Source organism: Vibrio sp. 05-20-BW147 (assembly GCF_013369385.1).
In the GTDB taxonomy this organism is placed as follows: Bacteria; Pseudomonadota; Gammaproteobacteria; order Enterobacterales; family Vibrionaceae; genus Vibrio; species Vibrio floridensis.
Map to the genome: position 1 here is coordinate 225,921 of NZ_SZTO01000010.1, position 19,439 is coordinate 245,359.

Here is a 19,439-nt window from a genome sequence, read left to right on the forward strand (position 1 = left end):
ATTAGTGTCCTTCGAATTCACAGATGCTGTAAACGTTAAGGCCAAGACCTTCCAAACGCTTGTCGCCACCAATTTCAGGTAGATTGATAACAAACGCGGCATGCTCAACCACACCGCCAAGCTGACGAATCAGTTTGGTTGTCGCTTCAATGGTGCCGCCTGTCGCAAGCAAGTCATCAACCACTAAAACTTTGTCACCTTCAACGATCGCATCCGTATGGATTTCCAGTGTATCAACACCGTACTCAAGTTCGTATGATTGTGCGATGGTGTTGCGAGGCAGTTTACCCGGCTTACGTACAGGCACAAAGCCCACACCTAATTGCAACGCAAGCGGTGCACCAAATAGGAAACCACGCGCTTCAGTACCCACCACTTTGGTGAACCCCATGTCTTTGTACTTATCAACCAACAATTGGATGGTTGCCTGGTACGCCTGAGCGTCTTCTAGAAGGCTGGTCACATCGCGAAACAGGATACCTGGTTTCGGGTAATCAGGGATGCTTTTAATACTGGCTTGGATCTGTGCAATGGTGTTTGTAGTCATAATATCGATTTACTTAGATTGGCTCATCGCCCTCTCTTTTTGTCACGCTATTATGAGGGCTTAGAACAGGTGGTACTCATCGTTACAGGGCTGACGTCGAACATTCTCTGTAACGCTAAAAACAAAATGCCCACTCGAAGAGTGGGCGCACTTTTCTTCCCAATTCTAGTCAGTTTCCCGTCGCGCGGCAACCGAGTCGCTCACAGGGAGGCGGACAAAAATGCCAAGCAAAACGATTAAACCAAACATTAGTGCAATCTTTAGCCACATGAGTGGTGCAATCCAAATAGAAACAGAGAAGCTCAGCAGAATAAACAAGATAGCACGCTGTTTAACGCGACGCGTCACAGCACGATTTTGTTGCCAATTGTCCAGTACCGGACCAAAGGTTTTGTGGCTGTGTAACCAATGATGAAATCGCGGGCTGGAACGTAAAAAACAGGCGCTCGCGAGCAGAATAAAAGGCGTGGTTGGAAGCAGAGGAAGGATAATGCCTGCAATACCAAGGCATAAACTGAGTCCACCAACTATATTGAGAAATAAACGTCGAATACGGATGGTGAACTCCCGATATTAATGCTTAGAAACCCGCGTAACCGTTTAGTACACGAATCCAGGTTAATGTCGCAGGTAAAGTTGGAATTAAAAGAACTGCGATAAAACCAAGAAAATAAAACAGATTATAGGGCTCTTTAAAATCTTTGTCTGCCATGATGCTTCTACTCTTGTGCTGATAACTTTCTTTACGTTTTCTACCCCAAAAGAGTTAACCAATGGTTAAGAAAATGGTTCATTATTGTTTTCGCCGACAATATACCGCAAAGACACTTCGCTAAACACCAAGCAAAAGTAGGGATAATTGATAAATTAGCGGATAACACATCAACACCGCTGACTAAACGTTGTTTTTCTATAGATGCATCAATTCATAAAAAAACACAGCTTTAAGAAACTGTGTTTTTGCTGTTATGTGTTATTAAGCTAACACACCTACTCAAAGTTTGCGCTCACATCGCTAACTCACTTTACTTCCTCGAGTAATAGTTAGGCTGAAGCTCGCTGATCCCAAGCAGCCGATAGAGAGTTGACTTCCCGAACCTATCTGCAAATCTCGAGTGATAAAATTCTTTAAGCTGTGATTACCCAAGCGATTTCCCGCCGAGATATGTTGATTAACTAATCCAGTCGACCATTGGCTGTCTAGACCTGCAGGTAATATTTCCACACTGCCGTCAACCAAGTCAGCAACACCAAATAAAGCATTCACAGGGCAAGCACAGTCCGAATAACGAATACCTCTCTCGAGGATCTCGGCAATATCCTTAAGATCCGCACTGAAACTTTTCAAATTTCTCAAATAATCATCGAACAAAGCTCTTATCAGCAGTGTAGTCGCAACCCCCTGCTTTTCTACCGAAGCGGAATCCACCAAGTAAAAAGCAAACTGCCCGTTCATCAACCAACGGTAATCAAACACCAACGGCATCATATCGATAGATTGCAAAAGCTTGTAACAGACCTTCCAATCACCTTGAGAGGTATCCTTTTCAGGCAACAAGGCGTGAAGCAAGTCACGTGCAGCATTTGGATTGTCTTCCAGATAGTTAAGGTGCCAATGCAGTTCTTGTTCATCAGGCAACTCACCACCACCATCAACTCGGAACCACTGACTAGAAAAGTCTCGCTGATCGGCGATATGATTCATCGAGTCTTCCAAGGTACTCTCAATGGCATCAGCCAAATGCTGATAGTTACCAATGGGTTTGGGAAGAAAATCTTTGATGCCAAATCGCAATGCCTTAGCGACATCTGACATCTCTCCGGTGGCAGAAACAACAATCATCGGCAGAGAGGGATACTCAAGGCTCACCTCTTCCACAAACTCGATACCGCTTAGCACTGGCATCGACAAATCGCATAAAACAATATCAGGGTCGTGTTCACGTAGCTGCTGGAGCCCTTGCAAACCATTTTCTGATTCTACGACTCTGTATCCTTGGTTTTCGAGATAGGCACTGGTAATACGACGAAAGATCGGATCATCATCAACCAATAGTACTAGCTTTGGTTGTACCGCATCCCTTGCCGAGGTCATTGCCGTTTGACTGTGAGTCTTATACATAGCTTCACCTCACACACTCAGTCAAAGTGGTTATCAATGTTATTCTTATTGTTATTTAATGGAAGCAGGGTCATTACTTCCGTTGTAATACCCATGCAGTCTCTGTCATAAAAAGTAGCTGCAAAAAACCATTTATACAAATATTCCACCCTATATCAGCTTTTGCTACTAGATATTGAGTAAGTACAAATCGCGGTTCCAGTTGACTTCAAGCAAACTTTGATCGCAAAGTTAGCGTTAAATTAGGCCTATTTGGTAAATAGATGTGTCAGAAAATATGAAATTAGACGATCTCAACCTGTTTAGACTCGTTGTTGAAAATGGGAGCTACACCGCAACTTCACGTAAAACGATGATTCCGGTCGCCACCATTACCAGACGCATACAAGCTTTAGAAGAAGCCGTAAACTTACGTCTTCTCAATCGCCATGCACGCAAGTTGTCGCTCACTGAAGCTGGAGAGCGCTTTTTCCGTGAATGTGCGCCTTTATTACAAAGACTAACCAACACCGCAGAGGAAATTACCGACGAATGCCGCGGTGCTTCGGGAAAAATCAAGATTTCAACGCCCTACAATCTCACCAAGCGCATGATGATGCCGATGCTCAACGGTTTTATGAGCAAATATCCCGACATCAATATTGAGCTCACCACTGAAAGTAATGCTGATCGACTTGATCCCACCGAATGGGACGTCATTTTCCGTGTAGGACCACAAAGAGATTCAAGCCTTATCGCGCGTAAAATTGGTTCGGTAAAAGATATTTTGGTGGCTAGCCCTGAGTATGTAAACGCTCACCCTATGCCAACTCATGCTGAAGATCTGCACGACCACTTCCTGCTCAAAGGCCACCCGCTGTTAAAGTGGACATTAATCAACAGCAAAGGCGAAACCGTGGTTAACGTTGATCGTGGTCGCTTTCAAGCCAATGCACTGAATGTGGTACGTAGCGCATGTTCAGAGGGGCTAGGCATCACGCTCATGCCAGATGTGATGATAAAAGAGTACATCGCTGATGGCAGCCTAGTGCGTATTCTGCCTGACTGGAGCGCAAACCCGCGCGATATTTATATGCTCTACAATCACAAAGATCACTTACCCGAAAAAGTGCGTTTGTTTATCGACTACGTGATTGCTTATAACATTCACTAGAAAAAAGTGTCTCAAACAAAAAACCAGAACTAACGTTCTGGTTTTTTCATTTTCTTTTTATTTTGCCCAAAGGCAAACTTTACTCAAGCGCTATGCACCTTCGTTATGCAACTCTAGATTCGCTAAATCTAGCTGAATTTCGCGTTGTACTTTTGCATCGTCGTTACGCATCGAATCTAGGAAATCAAGGTACTGCTGATCAATATCACCCGTCACGTACTCGCCATTAAAGACGGAGGTATCGAACTTGATGATATCGGGGTTTCCTAAGCCTACCGCATCCACTAAATCTTCCAGTTTTTGGAAAATCAGCGCGTCAGCACCAATCAGCTTACAGATTGTCTCGTTATCTCGTCCATGCGCAATAAGCTCAGTTGCGCTTGGCATATCAATGCCGTAAACGTTCGGGAAACGCACCTCTGGTGCAGCAGAAACAATAAACACTTTCTTCGCGCCTGAGTCTCTCGCCATTTCGATAATTTGCTCAGAAGTGGTGCCACGTACAATTGAGTCGTCGACTAACAGTACATTCTTATCTTTGAATTCAGAGCGAATGGCATTGAGCTTGCGACGTACCGATTTTTTACGCAATTGCTGGCCCGGCATGATAAAGGTACGGCCGACATAGCGGTTTTTAACAAACCCTTGGCGGTACGGCTTATCAATCGCTTGTGCAATTTGCAGTGCGATATCACAAGAGGTCTCTGGAATGGGAATGACAACGTCAATATCAAGATCGGCGTACTCTTCTTTAATGCGCTCACCCAACTTTTTACCCATTTCGACTCGCGCACTATAGACAGAAATTTTGTCGATAAACGAATCAGGACGCGCAAAGTAAACGAACTCAAAAATGCACGGGTTGAGTTTTGGATTGTCAGCGCACTGCTTGGTAAAGAGTTCACCGTCAAAAGTCGCGTAAATCGCTTCACCTGGCGCAACGTCACGCACAAAATCAAAGCCAACCGCATCCAGCGCTACTGATTCTGACGCCACCATGTATTCCGTTTGTCCGTTCTCTTCGCGCTTACCTAAGCAAAGTGGACGAATACCATGTGGGTCGCGAAAGGCAATCATACCGTGACCGATGATCATCGCCGTGACCGCGTAAGCACCACGAATGGTACGATGGACATTGGCGATGGCTCGGAAGACATCATCGGCAGTAACGTTGCCTTTTACTGTATCAATTTCATGAGCAAGAACGTTGAGAAGAACTTCGGAGTCTGAGGTGGTATTTACATGGCGGCGATCTTTTTCGAACAATTTCTGACGAACTTCGTGAGCGTTAGTCAGGTTGCCGTTGTGCGCTAAGCTAATGCCAAATGGCGAGTTAACGTAGAAAGGCTGTGCTTCTGAAGCACTTGAACTACCGGCCGTTGGATAGCGTACATGACCAATGCCGACGTTGCCTTGAAGACGTTGCATGTGTTTTGCTTCAAACACATCTTTGACCAGACCGTTTGCCTTACGCAGACGAAAACGATTGCTTTCTATGGTACAAATACCAGCGGCATCTTGGCCACGATGCTGTAACACTGTTAACGCGTCATAAATTGACTGGTTTACAGGGGTTGTGCCCACGATTCCAACAATACCACACATGTCCTAATCCTCGATTTGCGACAGTAGCTGGCACCGCTAGAGAGTGCCAGACAAAAAACTCGATGTTGCTTGTAAATGCTCGAAGAATGGGGCAATGATTCGACTGAACTCAGGGACCAGTTGCGAACTCTTCCACCACTCCGAACTTGGGAATGCCGTAAAAGCATCCATAAAAAACAGCACCGCAGAGACAATTAGCACCCCACGTAGACCACCAAACACCACACCCAAAATTCGGTCTGTGCCTGAAAGCCCTGTTTTTTGTACTAGTTGAGCAATGACATAATTGACCACTGCACCAACTACCAAGGTCGCGACAAACAATGCCGCGATTGCGGCTCCGTTTCGAAACATGTCGTCTTCGATATTGGTGAAATACACCGCGAGTTTGGTGTAATAGTTACTGGAGATAAAAAAGGCTCCAAACCAAATCACCAATGACAATGCTTCTTTCGCAAAACCGCGAACTAAACTGATCAGAGCTGAAAATCCGATCACACCTAAAATGACAAAATCTAACCAATTCATGTTTTCTTCATCTTAAGTTGGCGCGCATTTTAACAGAAAAAATGCTGACGCAAACGTTTTCTTATGGGTTTAGTGGTTTAAATTTGAGCAATTGACCTTTGGAACCGGTAATTTTTTCCAATTCCACGACTTGTCTTTCAAGTTTACTTTTTGACACATCAGGACCAATTACAACTCGAGTAAAACCATTTTCTTTGATGGTATGCGCTTGATAACCGCGTTTCTGCAAATCCTTCGCCATGTTCTGCGCGTTCTCTTCATTACGCAGTGCCATTAACTGAATGATCCATGCTGAATCTTCGTAGTTATTCTTTTCTGCGACCTCGTTGATTTTGACTTCAACAGATTTCGGTTTTGTTTGGCTTTGTTGCGTTTCACTTGACGTTGACACAGACTGCCCCACCGTCGCGACCACAGGAGAGTCTGGTAGCTTGATGTCGTCTTCTACGGGCTCAAGAATTTCAAAACTCTCCACTTCATTGCTCAATTCCGGTTTGATCGGAATGGTGGCAAACTCTTCTTTATAGTGAAGCTTCTGGCCATCGAGGACATCAGGAAGCACTATCACGCCGATAGCGACCAAGATAATGGTCCCCACCAGACGGCTTTGGAACTTACTTGCCATTTAATTACCTTTGTTTTGTTGCCAATGCTCCAACACTTCACCCACGGTGTGGAAAGAGCCAACCACTAACACTATCTCATCAGATTGTGCTTGTGACAGTGCTTGGTCAAAAGCGTGTGCTGGATCGGTATAACTTTGTGTGCCTTGCGGCAAATATTGAATCAATTCTTCTGCTGTCGCGGCTCTTGGTCCTGTCAGCGAGGCTGGGTACCAATGGCGTGTCACGGGCGCTAAAACTTCTAGCGTCGATTTGATGTCTTTATCCTTCAACATGCCAATCACCGCATGGATGATTTTGCCTTGGTAGCGAGACTGAAGCTGAGTCACTAAATATTCCGCGGAATGAGGATTATGCGCCACATCCAAAAGAATTAACGGCGCTGTCTGCAACACCTGCATTCGACCCGCTAACTTCGCATTTTTTAGTCCGTTGACTATGTTGATATCGCTCAGTTCAAGATCGGAGGCACCTAGCGCCATTAACGCGGTTGCGGCATTTGGCAAAGGCAACCCTGGGAGAGGCAAATCTTCCAATGCGAAAGCACCATGCTGCCAGCGCCAACCTTCGCCCGAAAGCTGATAGTCAAACTGAATACCGACTTGGTAAAGCTCTGCGCCGATATCGTCTGCATGTGCAGCAACGGTTGACGGAGGCGTTGGCTGGCCACAAATAGCTGGCTTACCACTACGATAAATGCCCGCTTTCTCAAAGCCGATAACGTTAATGTCATCTCCGAGCCAATCTACGTGGTCAAGCGCCAAGCTAGTGATCACTGAGACATCGTGATCCACCACGTTGGTGGCGTCCAATCGCCCGCCCAGCCCAACTTCCAAAAGAACCACATCGACCTTTTCCGTTTGGAACAAGCGTAATGCAGCCAGCGTTCCATACTCAAACAAGCTTAGGCTGATATCACCACGTTGTTGCTCAATGAAATCAAACGCTTCACAGTGCTTTTCGTCCGCAAGGTCTTGACCATTAATGCGGACTCGTTCGTTATAACGAATTAAGTGTGGCGAGCTGTAAACGCCAACGGAATATCCAGCATCAAGTAAGATCGCTTCCATTAACGCACAAGTTGAACCCTTGCCGTTCGTGCCAGCAACAGTGATCACAGTAGGTGCAGGTTTGGTGAGGTTTGCTTTGAGAGCAACAGCTTGAACTCGGTCTAGGCCAAGATCAATGGCAGAAGTGTGTATGTTGGCTAAATAATCAAGCCACACCGCCATAGGGGATGTGGCTTGTGGAATAGAGTTTTGTTTCATCTAACGATAACCATCAAAGACTTGGTTGTTTGTTAGAGGCTACTTTACCCTTTTTCGTTCGCTTCTGGTACAGAATATGCCGCTTCATTTGGTGAATCGTTCACAGAAACAACGAGAGGCGACTTGTGATTGGTCAGCTTGGCGATCAAACCACCAACGCGCTGGCGCATTTCACGGCGATCGACGATCATATCGATGGCACCGTGCTCAAGTAGGAACTCGCTGCGCTGGAAGCCTTCAGGCAGATCTTCACGCACGGTTTGCTCGATAACACGACGACCAGCAAAACCGATCAGCGCTTTTGGCTCACCGATATTAATGTCGCCAAGCATCGCTAAACTCGCTGAAACACCACCCATGGTTGGGTCGGTCATCACAGAGATAAACGGCAGACCTTTCGCAGATAGACGCTCTAACGCCGCACTGGTTTTTGCCATTTGCATGAGAGACATCAGAGCCTCTTGCATGCGTGCACCACCACTTGCTGAGAAACATACCAGCGCGCAGTTGTTTTCCATTGCCGCTTCAACCGCACGTACGAAACGCGCACCGACAACAGAGCCCATTGAACCACCCATAAACGAGAATTCAAACGCACAAGCGACAATAGGCATGCCTAGCAATTCACCTTTCATCGCAACAAGGGCGTCTTTCTCACCGCTGCTCTTCTGCGCCGCTGCGATACGCTCTTTATAACGCTTAGAGTCTTTAAACTTCAGTTTATCTTGCGGCTCAAGTTCACCACCTAGCTCCACGCGATTGCCTTCGTCCAAAAACGTTTCTAGACGACGACGCGCTTTCATACGCATGTGGTGATTACACTTAGGACACACCTCAAGGTTACGCTCAAGCTCCGCATGATACAGAACTTGCTCACATGAAGTACATTTCGTCCACACACCCTCAGGGATAGACGCTTTACGTGAGCTTACGATGTTGCTTTTTTCTAAAATCTTTTCAAGCCAACTCATGGAAGACCTTTTCTCTCAACGCTTCCGCTCCATAGCGAAAGACAAAAATTCGAATTTACGCGTGTGGATTAAACCACATATAACGACAACTGTAGATAAAAAACTGGTTGTACCTATTTTTTCAGTCAAAGTCGCACGCTAAGTTACTCATTTTTTTGAATCTGAATCTCTCGATTAGTTCAAATTATCGGGCAAAAACAACGGACCGATCGACTCGCGAGGTAAATCGAACTCTTCAGGGTAGTCCACATCGACGAGATACAAACCTTCGGCTTTGGCCGTCGGGCCGGCGAACTTACGATCTTTCGCTTCGAGCAACCATTTGATCCACTCTGGATCTTGCTCACCACGACCGACCATAATTAAGCTGCCCGTAATGTTGCGCACCATGTGGTGCACAAAGGCATTGGCTTTAATGTCGATCACCACATAGTGTCCGTGACGCGTCACATTCAAATGGATCATATTGCGAAATGGACTGAGCGATTGACATTGCACCGCACGAAACGAGGTGAAGTCATTTTCGCCCAACAAATATTGTCCCGCCTCATGCATTTTCTTCTCATCAAGATCGCCATGATAATGGCTTACCCCTGAGCCTAAAATGCCAGGACGCAATGCATGGTTGAAAATGATGTAGCGGTAGCGGCGAGCAGTTGCTGAGAAACGCGCATGGAACTCATCTGGTACTTCTTTTGCCCAACGTACTGCGATGTCTTTGGGTAAGTTCGCATTGGCCCCCATGGTCCAAGCAACCATTTTGCGCTCAACATTGGTATCGAAGTGAACCACTTGCCCAGTACCGTGAACCCCAGCATCGGTGCGACCTGCACATTGGACTTCTACTGGATGGTTAGCTACTTTCGACAGCGCCTTCTCCAGCTTTTCTTGAACACTGGCGACTTCGCGTTGACGTTGCCAACCGAAATAGTCAGTGCCATTGTATTCGATGCCTAATGCAATTCTCATGATAACCTTCGATTTGAATTTGGGGCGGGAAGTATAAACGGTTGTGGCTTGAATTTCTAATCCTCAAACTTTGAGCGATAAAACAAGGGGCAGCGAAAGCTACCCCTTGTTACTGAAGAACAAAATTAACGGCCGTTAATCATATCAATAAGATTTTTCGCTTCACGGCGAACATCGTCATCACCATAAACAATCGCTTCTTCGAGCAGTTTGGTCGCCCCTTCCGCATCGTTCATTTCGATGTAAATTTTTGCCAGATCCAGTTTACCTGCCGCTTCTGCGTTTTCATCCACATCGACGTTGCTAATGTCCCCAATCACATCAGGAAATTCATCCAGGCCGACATCCAGTTTGAGATCTTCCTCTTCAAACTCCACTTCATCACCATCCACTTGAGCCATGAGCTCGTCAATCGTCATGTATTGGTTTTTCTTCGGATCAAAGTCGTCTTGCTCAGCCCAGTTTTCTTCATCAATGCTTGGCTGTCTTAATGCTTCTTCTGAACTCCAAATTTCACGCTCATCAACAGGGAGTTCAGATGCTACCGTTTCAGACGGCTCTTCTGGAAGTTTAAAGCCAGCCCAGTCATCTCCTCCAAATTCTAGCATCGCTTCTAGATCAAGGCCGGCACTGGCGACAGCATCCCTGTCAGATACATCTGGGAAAAAGTTATTGTCTAACGCATCTTCCGAGAGCAAATTAGCCATAGCAGCTTCATCAAACTCTTGATGAAGAATTTCTTCTTCCGCCGTTTCGAATCCCACCTCTTGGGCAAATACGTCAAACAATGCATCTTGTTCTTCATAGGAAGAAGGATTGATGTGCGGCTTGTTAACGGTATTTAACTCACCACTCTCTTCAATCGATGGTAATTCCAAAGAGTCAAAATGATAATCTTGCTCTTCTGGCTCGGAGGTAATTGGCGCTTCATCGAGCTCCTCTGCCACCGAAACGATGGCATCTTCTTCGCCAAATTCTGGCAGTTCGATATCATCAATTTCAAAATCGTCTGATTCTGCTTCAGGCTCAGCATCAGGTTCGATGTTTGGCTCACTGGCAACCGCTTCTGCCGCCTCATCTTCGCCAAACTCTGGCAATTCGAGTTCGTCAAAGTCGAACGCATCGTCCGTTGTTTCGGCTTTAGCTTGCTCTTCTGCACTTTCTACGTTGTCAGCTGCGACTTCGCTTGGCTCAAGCACTTCATCTGACGCGGACTCGTCACTTGTGATTTCGGATTCGACTGCTGGCTCTTCCGTTGCAAACGCGTCCTCTTCCACAGCTGGGGCATCGTAAGAAGGCTCATCTGCCATTGCGGCCAGTGCTTCGTCTTCACCAAACTCTGGCAATTCGAGTTCGTCAAAGTCGAACGAATCGTCCGTTGTTTCGGCTTGAGCTTGCTCTTCTGCACTTTCTACGTTGTCAGCTGCGACTTCGCTTGGCTCAAGAACGTCATTTAACGCAGATTCTTCGCTTGTCACTTCAGATTTAACGGCTGGCTCTTCAGCCGCAAACGCATCCTCTTCCATAACCGGAGCATCGTAAGAAGGCTCGTCTGCCATCGCAGCCAGTGCTTCGTCTTCACCAAACTCTGGCAGTTCTAGCTCGTCAAAGTCGAATACATCGTCCGTTGTTTCGGCTTGTGCTTGCTCTTCTGCACTTTCTACGTTGTCAGTTACATCTTCACTTGGCTCAAGAACGTCATCTAACGCAGATTCTTCGCTTGTCACTTCAGATTCAACGGCTGGCTCTTCAGCCGCAAACACTTCCTCTTCCACAAGCGGAGCATCGTAAGAAGGCTCGTCTGCCATTGCGGCCAGCGCTTCGTCTTCGCCAAACTCTGGCAGTTCGAGTTCGTCAAACTCAACCTCATCAGCAAGGTCGATTTCACCTTCTTCAACGGGCTCATCTAATTCAAAATCTGCGAGTGAAGGTTCATCTGCCATTGCAGACAGTGCATCTTCCTCACCGAACTCCGGTAGTTCACTCTCATTAAATTCAATGCTGCCGAGATCAGTCACCGCGCTTTCAGCTTGCTCCAGTAGCTCAGTTTCGTCGATTGGTGGCGTCACCAACTCCGACTCAGACAATTCGACCTCAGATAGCATCGGCTCCTCTTCAAGAGATGCTAACGCTTCTTCTTCGCCAAACTCTGGGAAATCCAGTTCGTCAAGATCAATGTCTTCAAGCTCACTCTCAAGCGAAGGTTCTGCAAAACCAGGCTCATCGGCTAGCACAGCCAACTCGTCATCTTCGCCAAACTCGTTAAGCGCTAACTCATCCAAGCCGATAGCATCTTCACCGAGAACCGCATTGGCTTCTTGTGCAGACTCATCAGCTAAGGCTTCCAGTGCATCTTCTTCATCGAATTCCAACAGTTCTAAGTCGTCGAGACTGTCGTCCTGTTCTGCCGTCGATTCAGCCTCTGCTAATACTGCTAGCGATTCTTCTTGTTGTGCTTGTGGCAGTTCACTGTCGGTTACTAGACCATCAAAAAGAGTCTCTGCTTCTGCCCAATCTTCTTCGACGGGAGTACCAAATTCATTTGGCACTGCGTTTGGTGTCGGCGTTTCATGAACAGGCTCTTCTAACGGCATCTCCGTTGCAGGTGCCTCAAGCTCTTGAGCATCCTCAATGTCCTGCGCCAACAACGCTTCTGCGTCAGTCGAAACAGGCTCTGCGATATCGTCGATAAGATCCACAAGCTCATCGTCTTGAGCTTGTGTGTCATCGAGCTCTGAAAGCATGGCGTCATCAGGATGCCCATCTAACGCTTCTTCAGTAACCTCTGTCGCCAAAGAAGTCGATGCAATGCGCTCATCTGAATCGACCTCATGCAGCTCTGAATCAATCTGTGGTGATTCAACTTCATCAATCGCACTTTGTAGCCAGTCTTCTTCCTGTAGCTCTTGTGCTTCCTCAACATCAAGCTCAGGTGCCGTGGTCGCTATCTCATGGTCAGAAAGCAGTTCTTGCTCTGCGGTTTCCGTCTGCGTTGTAGGCTCATACTCATCGATTGACTGACGTGGGCTTTCTACTTCATCAATGGCGGCTTGCAACCAGTCATCATTTTGGTCATCTAGGTCATCTTGAGCATCGATGTCATCGACATCACCAGTTTCTCCCTCTTCCACTGGCAGATCGGCAAGCAGCTCTGTAGGTAAGACAGACTCAGACGGCGCCGCCTCTTCAAGCAGTGATTCTGCTGAATCGTCCAGCGACTCTTGTAGGGTCTGGGGATCGGTATTCAGTTCTGCTTCAGCGGTGCTGACTTCTTCAATATCCTCTGGGAATGCATCTAGCAGTGGATCAAGCGTCGGCGCAACGTTAGCCAAATCTTCAGCAAAATGGCTGCTATTGAATTCTGTTGATTCAAATTCATCGTCAGCCATTGGGCTATCGATGGACTCAACAAGTTCTTCGACCTCTGCCGTCGGTTCATCTTGCTCAGGTGACGCTTCCTCAAGAGGGAGAACGTCATCCAATAGCTCATCAATCGCTGTGTTGTCTACCGAGTCAACTTCCGCACTCACCTCTTCAATCGCAGGTTCAGAAACGGACAGTTCAACAAAATCTTCTGATGAATCTAATGCAGCATCCAGCTCTGCGGCAAAATCGAACGACTCAGCGGCATCGTCCTCTTGAGCTTTGTCGCTCTCATCTAAGCCAATCAGTTCATCAAAGAGATCGCTTTCCTCTGTCGTTGCCAACTCTTCTTCTGGCCACTCAAGCGACTCATCACTCTCTGGTGCACTTTCCAGTAATTCATCGAGCAGATCGGTGCTGTTTTCATCCAGCTCAGGCACAACCTCATCTTGACCAAAGGCCGCGAGTTCCTCTAACTCACTGAGTGGATCAAATTCATCAAGTGATTCTTCTTCGTCCGCTTCGAGTAGCTCATCAAGCAGCTCTGTGTCTGTTGGCGATACCTCAATCTCATCGTCAGTTAGACCCGCCAGAGCTTCGAGCTCATCAAGAGGATCGAGGCTCACTTCATCATCTGAAGCCTGTTCCAACATCTCATCTAACAATGAGGTGGATAAGTCGTCTTGCGTGTCGTCAGCACCAGACTCCAATAGCGACTCTAATTCGTCTAGGCTGCTTTGCGTTTCCAGTTCTGATTCATCGATGACTGGCTCATCAAACTGGGCCAGTAGCTGATCAATATCTTCATCTGATGCCATCGTTCCAGACATTGCATCAGACATCTGTTTGTTTTCAGTTGGTGCAGCCGCGCTATCTTCATCTAAACCTAAATCAAACTCGTCAACTTCATCATCGTCACCCAAGTTGGAGAACAGATCATCAAGCATTGACTGGTCAAGGGCTGAATCACCTAGGTCTTCCGTCGGTTCATCGGACGCCAGCAATTCCGCTAAGTCATCTTCTGACATGCCGACGTTTTCACCAGAAAGATCAAAGTCACTCTCTTCGTCGTCAGTGATTTCTAGCTCTGGGCTAACTTCATCCAGCGCACGCTCCATCTCTTCAAGACCCAGCGCTTTGTCAGAACCTTTAACACTGATGCCGTTGTTTGACGAGTCAAAGTCATCGAAGTCAGTATCCAGATCGCCGTCATCACCGATGCTAGCAAATGGGTCTTCACCATCTTCGCCTTCAAGATTGAAATCGAGATCACTGTCGTCAAGATCACCAAAGACGTCGTTTTCGTCGTCTCCCATAGTGTCATCAAACAGCAACTCGCTATTGTCATCGCTGTCGCTGAAGAGGTCATCATCGAGGGTGAGATCATCGGTCAGATCGTCCAGATCCGAATCTGACATTGGCGGTGGTGTTAATGGCGCTTCAGTTTGTGTTTCACTTGCGCTTGGTTCCGCTTCTTTACGGCGCCCCAGTAGCATCACAATCAAAAGGCCGATCAATGCCCCAGGAATCAGGGCAGCGGCAGCCACCATCCAGCCATTTGATAAGAATTGATCAAACGCCGATGGTTGCATGCGTTGCTGTTCTTCAAGCTTCGCCTTTTCTTCTGCGAGTAACTTCTCGACTTCGGAACGAATACGGTTTTCATCACCCAGCTCGGTTTTCAATCCATCCACTTCGGACTGAACTTCCGCCAACATCAAACGCAAATTGTGGTTCTTTTCTTCCAGTGCGGTTAACTCGCTTTCAGACATCTCGAGCTGTTTCTCAAGTGTTTTTACTTGAGGAACGTCTAGTGTCTTCACTGGTGTAGTGTCGACTGGGGACTCCACCTTCACCGTTTCACTCACTGCTTGGGCTGGTGTCGCTGGCGTCACTTTGACTGGGCGAGTAACTGGCGTTGGCGCAATAGGACGAGGAGTCGCGTTGAGCTTATCCTGATGTGCTTTCATCACCGTGACCGCTTGCTCGGTTGAAGCGCTGCGCACTTGAGCGAGCGACGGCACACGCAAGGTACTACCAGGTACTAAACTGTGAATATTTTGGTTCTCAAACGCCTGCGGGTTTAATCGGTAAATGGCTAAGAGAGTTTGTTGTACCGAGACGTTATTAGCGGGGCGTAATTTGCTGGCGATTGACCACAAGGTTTCGTTTGCACTTGTTGGGCCATAGAAACGAGAGGGTTCATCGGAAACAGGCAGTGGCGAGTTGGCACGCTCAACTTGTTCTGAAAAACTTGGCGATGATTGCACTTCACCAGTAGGACCGACTAATCGAATGCCGTCCGCTTGTGAAACTGATGTCGGTAGCGCAGTCATTAGCAATAAAGGGGCTAACAGGCGCTTAAAAATTTGACGCATAGAAGGCTCAGCTCTGTGCTTAGTTATAATTTAAATCATGATCTGTTAAATATATCGGATAACCACGGCAAAACTATAGGAATTAAGCCAAAAAATGTGGGGCTGACATGATATTCGTACTAATCTCACACAATTGCTCTCTAATCGAACAAAAAAGCCTCGCACATGGCGAGGCTTGAGTATTCTTAAGGCTTGAAGCCGAGTGTTTCGAGATCAGTAGTAGTCGCGAATCAACACTTCTGCGATTTGAACAGCATTGGTTGCAGCACCTTTACGCACGTTATCCGCCACGATCCACAAGTTCACGCCACTGTGATGGCTGATGTCGTTACGGATGCGACCAACCATCACATGGTTTTTACCACCAGCATCGCGAACTTGGGTTGGGAAATCTTCACCATGGAATACTTCAACGCCCTCGGTTTCTTCCAATAGACGAACCACTTCTTCTGCATCAATCGGTGAACCCGTTTCGATATGAACCGCTTCAGCGTGACCATAGAAAACCGGGACGCGCACGCACGTTGGGTTAACGGTAATCGACGCATCATTAAAGATTTTCTGCGTTTCCCACACCATTTTCATCTCTTCTTTGGTGTAGCCGTTATCCATGAATTTGTCGATTTGTGGAATACAGTTAAACGCAATTTGCTGAGCAAACTGTTTGTTTTCCGCCGGAATACCGTTTAAGAGTTTCGCGGTTTGTCCCGCTAGCTCATCAATACCTGCCTTGCCCGCACCAGAAACCGACTGATAAGTACAAACGTTAATGCGCTCAATACCTACTGCATCGTAGATTGGCTTAAGTGCCACCAGCATCTGGATGGTTGAACAGTTAGGATTGGCAATGATATTGCGGTTACGGAATTCAGCAATGGCTTCTGGGTTAACTTCTGGAACCACCAATGGAATATCGTGCTCATAACGGAAATGTGACGTGTTGTCGATCACAACCACACCAGCCTCTGCTGCGATAGGCGCCCATTTCGCAGAAAGGTCGCCGCCAGCAGAGAACAAACCGATGTGTGCTTGCGACCAGTCAAACTCTTCGACATTTTGCACGTAAATTGTTTTACCGTTGAAACGGTAAGTCTTACCTTCACTGCGCTCACTGGCTAGCAAGTACAACTCACCGACAGGAAATTTGCGCTCTTGAAGCACTTCAAGAATGGTTTCACCGACCGCTCCGGTCGCCCCTAGAATGGCAACATTGTATTGTTGGCTCATTGACTTACCTCAACTTGAAAACCTAGTTTTGCTAGTGGTTTTAGACGACATTGCGCGCTTCCCACTAGCGTGACTGCACTGTATTCACGACGATCCCAATACTCTTTGCGCATTAGGTCAAACGCACCTGGCGCACCGATTTCGCGTCGGAATTGTGCGTCATCTCTACGCACATCGTAGACCAATTGCGTCAGGGTATGGAGCGTTGCTTCATCCCACTTGCGATCCAGTACCACTTTTGGCACAGGCGCAGTTGGCAAGAGGTCGCTGGCATGCGCACGAAGTTCATTACCGATGAACTCACAATAACTATTGAAGATCATTGTGGTTCCGCGAGCTTTCCCCTCAAGACCATAACCAGCCACGTGAGGGGTGGCGAATGCTAACAGAGGCAGTAGCTCCATATCAACCTCTGGCTCAAATTCAAACACGTCAAGTGCCGCCGTAAAGCCATCAGCTTGTTGCAGACGACGCTTAAGCGCTTGATTATCGACCACAGGACCACGTGCAGCGTTAATCAAAATTTGATCCGCACGCAATGAGTTTAGAATTTCTTCGTTGATCAGGTGATGTGTCGGATATTTACCGTCGCGTGTGATTGGCGTGTGTAAGGTGATAACATCCGCTTCTTGCAACAAACGATCCAGCGAGGTGAACTCACGTTCGTCCCCTTCTTCTTGCTTAAAAGGGTCATTAATCAGTACTTTAATACCGATGCCTTCCAAACATTGCTGTAAGTAACTGCCAACTTGTCCAGCACCAATTATGCCAACGGTTTGTTCAAAAACCGAAAAACCTTGCTGCTGTGCCAGTACCATCATGACACTAAAGACATACTCGGCGACACCCACTTTGTTGCAGCCTGGAGCCGCGGTAAAGTAAATGCCCTTTTCTTTCAATAGCGCTTGGTCAACGTGATCCATGCCCGCTGTTGCGGTACCGACAAACTTCAGTTTGTTGGCTTTGCTGATCAATGCAGCGTTCACTTTCGTCACTGAGCGAATCATCAGTGCATCAATATCCACCAAGTCGTCAGCCGTCAAACTGCGGCCCGGCTTCAAAATTACTTCACCAAGCTGGCTAAACAGCGTCTCGGCGTAAGGCATGTTTTCATCAACAAGAATTTTCATTGTGGCAAATCCCAGATCCATATTGGAAAGTTGCAGTGATTGTGCCCTTTTTCATAAAAATCTCAACACATTCACCGACAAACAAAAAGAAAAAACCCGGTACAAGACCGGGTAAAATTCCAGAACAAAAGGATCCTGTCCCGCTCTCCATGGGACAGAGTCTGCGTCTGTTCGATCAGTGGTACTGATCAAGCTCTGGAAACTGGTGACCGTGCTGCGATGCAACACGGCTGAGCTTTGCCATTAACCTTGGTATTTCTTAATCACCAAAGTCGCATTGGTACCACCGAAACCAAAGCTGTTCGACATCACTGTATTCAATTCTGCTTCACGCATTTCCGTCACAATATCAAGACCTTCAGCCGCAGCGTCTAGGTTTTCGATATTGATGCTTGGCGCAATAAAGTTGTGGTGTAGCATCAGCGTTGAGTAAATCGCTTCGTGAACACCTGCGGCACCCAATGCGTGACCTGTCATCGCTTTGGTTGCTGAAATAGCAGGGCTGTTACCCGCGAAGACTTCTTGAATCGCACCCAATTCTTTGACATCGCCGACTGGCGTTGAAGTACCATGCGTGTTGATGTAGTCGATTTTCTCTACATCTTGCATCGCCATCTTCATACAACGCACAGCGCCTTCACCGGATGGTGCCACCATGTCGTAGCCATCCGATGTCGCACCATAGCCGACGATCTCACCGTAAATTTTCGCGCCACGCGCTAAGGCGTGCTCAAGCTCTTCGATCACCAGCATGCCGCCGCCGCCAGAGATAACAAAACCATCACGGTCTGCATCGTAAGTACGAGACGCTTTTTCTGGCGTCTCATTGTATTTGGTTGACAGTGCGCCCATCGCATCGAACATCATAGTCAATGTCCAATCGAGCTCTTCACCACCACCTGCAAACACGATATCTTGTTTGCCTAGTTGAATAAGTTCCGCTGCGTGACCAATACAGTGTGCTGAAGTCGCACACGCTGAACTCATGGTGTAGTTCACACCGCGAATCTTAAATGGTGTTGCCAAACACGCAGAAACGGTTGATGACATGGTACGAGGCACCATGTAAGGACCGATACGTTTCACACCTTTTTCACGTAGCGTGTCTACTGCCGCCGCTTGGTTTAGTGATGAAGCACCACCAGAACCCGCAACGATACCTGTACGGTCGTTTGAAACTTGATCTTCTGTCAGGCCCGCATCCGCGATTGCCTGTTCCATCGATAGGTATGCATACGCAGCCGCATCGCCCATAAAGCGCATTTGTTTGCGATCGATATGATCGGCAGGAGTAATTTTCAGATCGCCCCACACCTGAGAACGCAGGCCTTTCTCTTTGAATTGCTCAGACGAAGTGATACCTGATTTACCTGCTTTTAGAGAAGCAAGCACTTCTTCGACGTTGTTACCGATACTTGAAACAATACCCATACCGGTGATTACGACTCGTTTCATGTGACATTCCTATAATTCAAAATCCGCTAGATAATAACTAAGAAGCATAACAAAAGTGGTCAGCTTTCCCAGAAATTCGTACAATCGCCCTATTCTAACC

14 protein-coding genes are annotated in these 19,439 nt (G+C 47.1%); 1 reads left to right on the plus strand and 13 read right to left on the minus strand.

Going from position 1 to position 19,439, the window contains the following annotated elements; translation table 11 throughout:
• Position 1: 1 nt before the first annotated feature.
• The 3 genes from apt to FC652_RS11275 all read right to left on the minus strand — a co-directional run bounded on the left by apt (position 2) and on the right by FC652_RS11275 (position 2,669).
• The gene (gene apt / locus FC652_RS11265) at positions 2 to 547 is read right to left on the minus strand and encodes an adenine phosphoribosyltransferase (protein ID WP_011079898.1); all 546 of its coding nucleotides are present in this window, start codon (positions 545 to 547) and stop codon (positions 2 to 4) included.
• Positions 548 to 712: 165 nt separating this feature from the next.
• Positions 713 to 1,105 carry a YbaN family protein gene (locus FC652_RS11270; RefSeq protein ID WP_336886307.1) on the minus strand — a complete coding sequence of 131 codons (393 nt, stop codon included), beginning with the start codon at positions 1,103 to 1,105 and terminating at the stop codon, positions 713 to 715.
• 457 nt (positions 1,106 to 1,562) lie between these two features.
• Entirely contained in the window at positions 1,563 to 2,669 is a 1,107-nt protein-coding gene (locus FC652_RS11275) for a response regulator (RefSeq protein ID WP_176298631.1), read from the minus strand.
• Between the two features lie 277 nt (positions 2,670 to 2,946).
• Between FC652_RS11275 and FC652_RS11280 the strand changes: the two genes are divergently transcribed.
• Positions 2,947 to 3,822 (plus strand): LysR family transcriptional regulator, encoded by an 876-nt coding sequence (locus tag FC652_RS11280; RefSeq protein WP_176298734.1) that lies wholly within the window; start codon positions 2,947 to 2,949, stop codon positions 3,820 to 3,822.
• Between the two features lie 90 nt (positions 3,823 to 3,912).
• Here FC652_RS11280 and purF read toward each other — a convergent pair whose 3' ends face one another.
• The 10 genes from purF to fabB form a co-directional block, all read right to left on the minus strand.
• Entirely contained in the window at positions 3,913 to 5,427 is a 1,515-nt protein-coding gene (purF, locus tag FC652_RS11285) for an amidophosphoribosyltransferase (protein WP_176298632.1), read from the minus strand.
• Positions 5,428 to 5,463: 36 nt separating this feature from the next.
• Positions 5,464 to 5,955 carry a CvpA family protein gene (locus FC652_RS11290; RefSeq protein WP_011079893.1) on the minus strand — a complete coding sequence of 164 codons (492 nt, stop codon included), beginning with the start codon at positions 5,953 to 5,955 and terminating at the stop codon, positions 5,464 to 5,466.
• 61 nt (positions 5,956 to 6,016) lie between these two features.
• Positions 6,017 to 6,580 carry an SPOR domain-containing protein gene (locus tag FC652_RS11295; RefSeq protein WP_013571323.1) on the minus strand — a complete coding sequence of 188 codons (564 nt, stop codon included), beginning with the start codon at positions 6,578 to 6,580 and terminating at the stop codon, positions 6,017 to 6,019.
• Positions 6,581 to 7,846 (minus strand): bifunctional tetrahydrofolate synthase/dihydrofolate synthase, encoded by a 1,266-nt coding sequence (folC, locus tag FC652_RS11300; RefSeq protein WP_176298633.1) that lies wholly within the window; start codon positions 7,844 to 7,846, stop codon positions 6,581 to 6,583.
• A 44-nt stretch (positions 7,847 to 7,890) separates the two neighbouring features.
• On the minus strand, positions 7,891 to 8,817 hold the full coding sequence (accD, locus tag FC652_RS11305; protein WP_011079890.1) for an acetyl-CoA carboxylase, carboxyltransferase subunit beta: 927 nt from the start codon (positions 8,815 to 8,817) through the stop codon (positions 7,891 to 7,893).
• A 174-nt stretch (positions 8,818 to 8,991) separates the two neighbouring features.
• Positions 8,992 to 9,786, minus strand: a complete 795-nt coding sequence (truA, locus tag FC652_RS11310; protein WP_176298634.1) for a tRNA pseudouridine(38-40) synthase TruA — start codon at positions 9,784 to 9,786, stop codon at positions 8,992 to 8,994.
• A 125-nt stretch (positions 9,787 to 9,911) separates the two neighbouring features.
• The gene (locus tag FC652_RS11315; RefSeq protein ID WP_176298635.1) at positions 9,912 to 15,527 is read right to left on the minus strand and encodes a FimV/HubP family polar landmark protein; all 5,616 of its coding nucleotides are present in this window, start codon (positions 15,525 to 15,527) and stop codon (positions 9,912 to 9,914) included.
• A 213-nt stretch (positions 15,528 to 15,740) separates the two neighbouring features.
• Positions 15,741 to 16,754: an aspartate-semialdehyde dehydrogenase gene (locus FC652_RS11320; protein ID WP_176298636.1), complete on the minus strand. Its 1,014-nt coding sequence runs from the start codon at positions 16,752 to 16,754 to the stop codon at positions 15,741 to 15,743.
• The gene (locus tag FC652_RS11325) at positions 16,751 to 17,884 is read right to left on the minus strand and encodes a 4-phosphoerythronate dehydrogenase (protein ID WP_176298637.1); all 1,134 of its coding nucleotides are present in this window, start codon (positions 17,882 to 17,884) and stop codon (positions 16,751 to 16,753) included. The genes FC652_RS11320 and FC652_RS11325 overlap by 4 nt, the downstream gene beginning before the upstream one ends.
• A 243-nt stretch (positions 17,885 to 18,127) precedes the next feature.
• Positions 18,128 to 19,339 (minus strand): beta-ketoacyl-ACP synthase I, encoded by a 1,212-nt coding sequence (gene fabB / locus FC652_RS11330; protein WP_011079885.1) that lies wholly within the window; start codon positions 19,337 to 19,339, stop codon positions 18,128 to 18,130.
• Between the last annotated feature and the right edge of the window lie 100 nt (positions 19,340 to 19,439).

What these genes read in the sequence shown, in the direction of transcription:
- apt (WP_011079898.1), bottom strand. Translation starts at nt 547, where the DNA reads ATGACTACAAACACCATTGCACAGATCCAAGCCAGTATTAAAAGCATC.
- FC652_RS11275 (WP_176298631.1), bottom strand. Translation starts at nt 2,669, where the DNA reads ATGTATAAGACTCACAGTCAAACGGCAATGACCTCGGCAAGGGATGCG.
- FC652_RS11280 (WP_176298734.1), top strand. Translation starts at nt 2,947, where the DNA reads ATGAAATTAGACGATCTCAACCTGTTTAGACTCGTTGTTGAAAATGGG.
- purF (WP_176298632.1), bottom strand. Translation starts at nt 5,427, where the DNA reads ATGTGTGGTATTGTTGGAATCGTGGGCACAACCCCTGTAAACCAGTCA.
- FC652_RS11290 (WP_011079893.1), bottom strand. Translation starts at nt 5,955, where the DNA reads ATGAATTGGTTAGATTTTGTCATTTTAGGTGTGATCGGATTTTCAGCT.
- FC652_RS11295 (WP_013571323.1), bottom strand. Translation starts at nt 6,580, where the DNA reads ATGGCAAGTAAGTTCCAAAGCCGTCTGGTGGGGACCATTATCTTGGTC.
- folC (WP_176298633.1), bottom strand. Translation starts at nt 7,846, where the DNA reads ATGAAACAAAACTCTATTCCACAAGCCACATCCCCTATGGCGGTGTGG.
- accD (WP_011079890.1), bottom strand. Translation starts at nt 8,817, where the DNA reads ATGAGTTGGCTTGAAAAGATTTTAGAAAAAAGCAACATCGTAAGCTCA.
- truA (WP_176298634.1), bottom strand. Translation starts at nt 9,786, where the DNA reads ATGAGAATTGCATTAGGCATCGAATACAATGGCACTGACTATTTCGGT.
- FC652_RS11315 (WP_176298635.1), bottom strand. Translation starts at nt 15,527, where the DNA reads ATGCGTCAAATTTTTAAGCGCCTGTTAGCCCCTTTATTGCTAATGACT.
- FC652_RS11320 (WP_176298636.1), bottom strand. Translation starts at nt 16,754, where the DNA reads ATGAGCCAACAATACAATGTTGCCATTCTAGGGGCGACCGGAGCGGTC.
- FC652_RS11325 (WP_176298637.1), bottom strand. Translation starts at nt 17,884, where the DNA reads ATGAAAATTCTTGTTGATGAAAACATGCCTTACGCCGAGACGCTGTTT.
- fabB (WP_011079885.1), bottom strand. Translation starts at nt 19,339, where the DNA reads ATGAAACGAGTCGTAATCACCGGTATGGGTATTGTTTCAAGTATCGGT.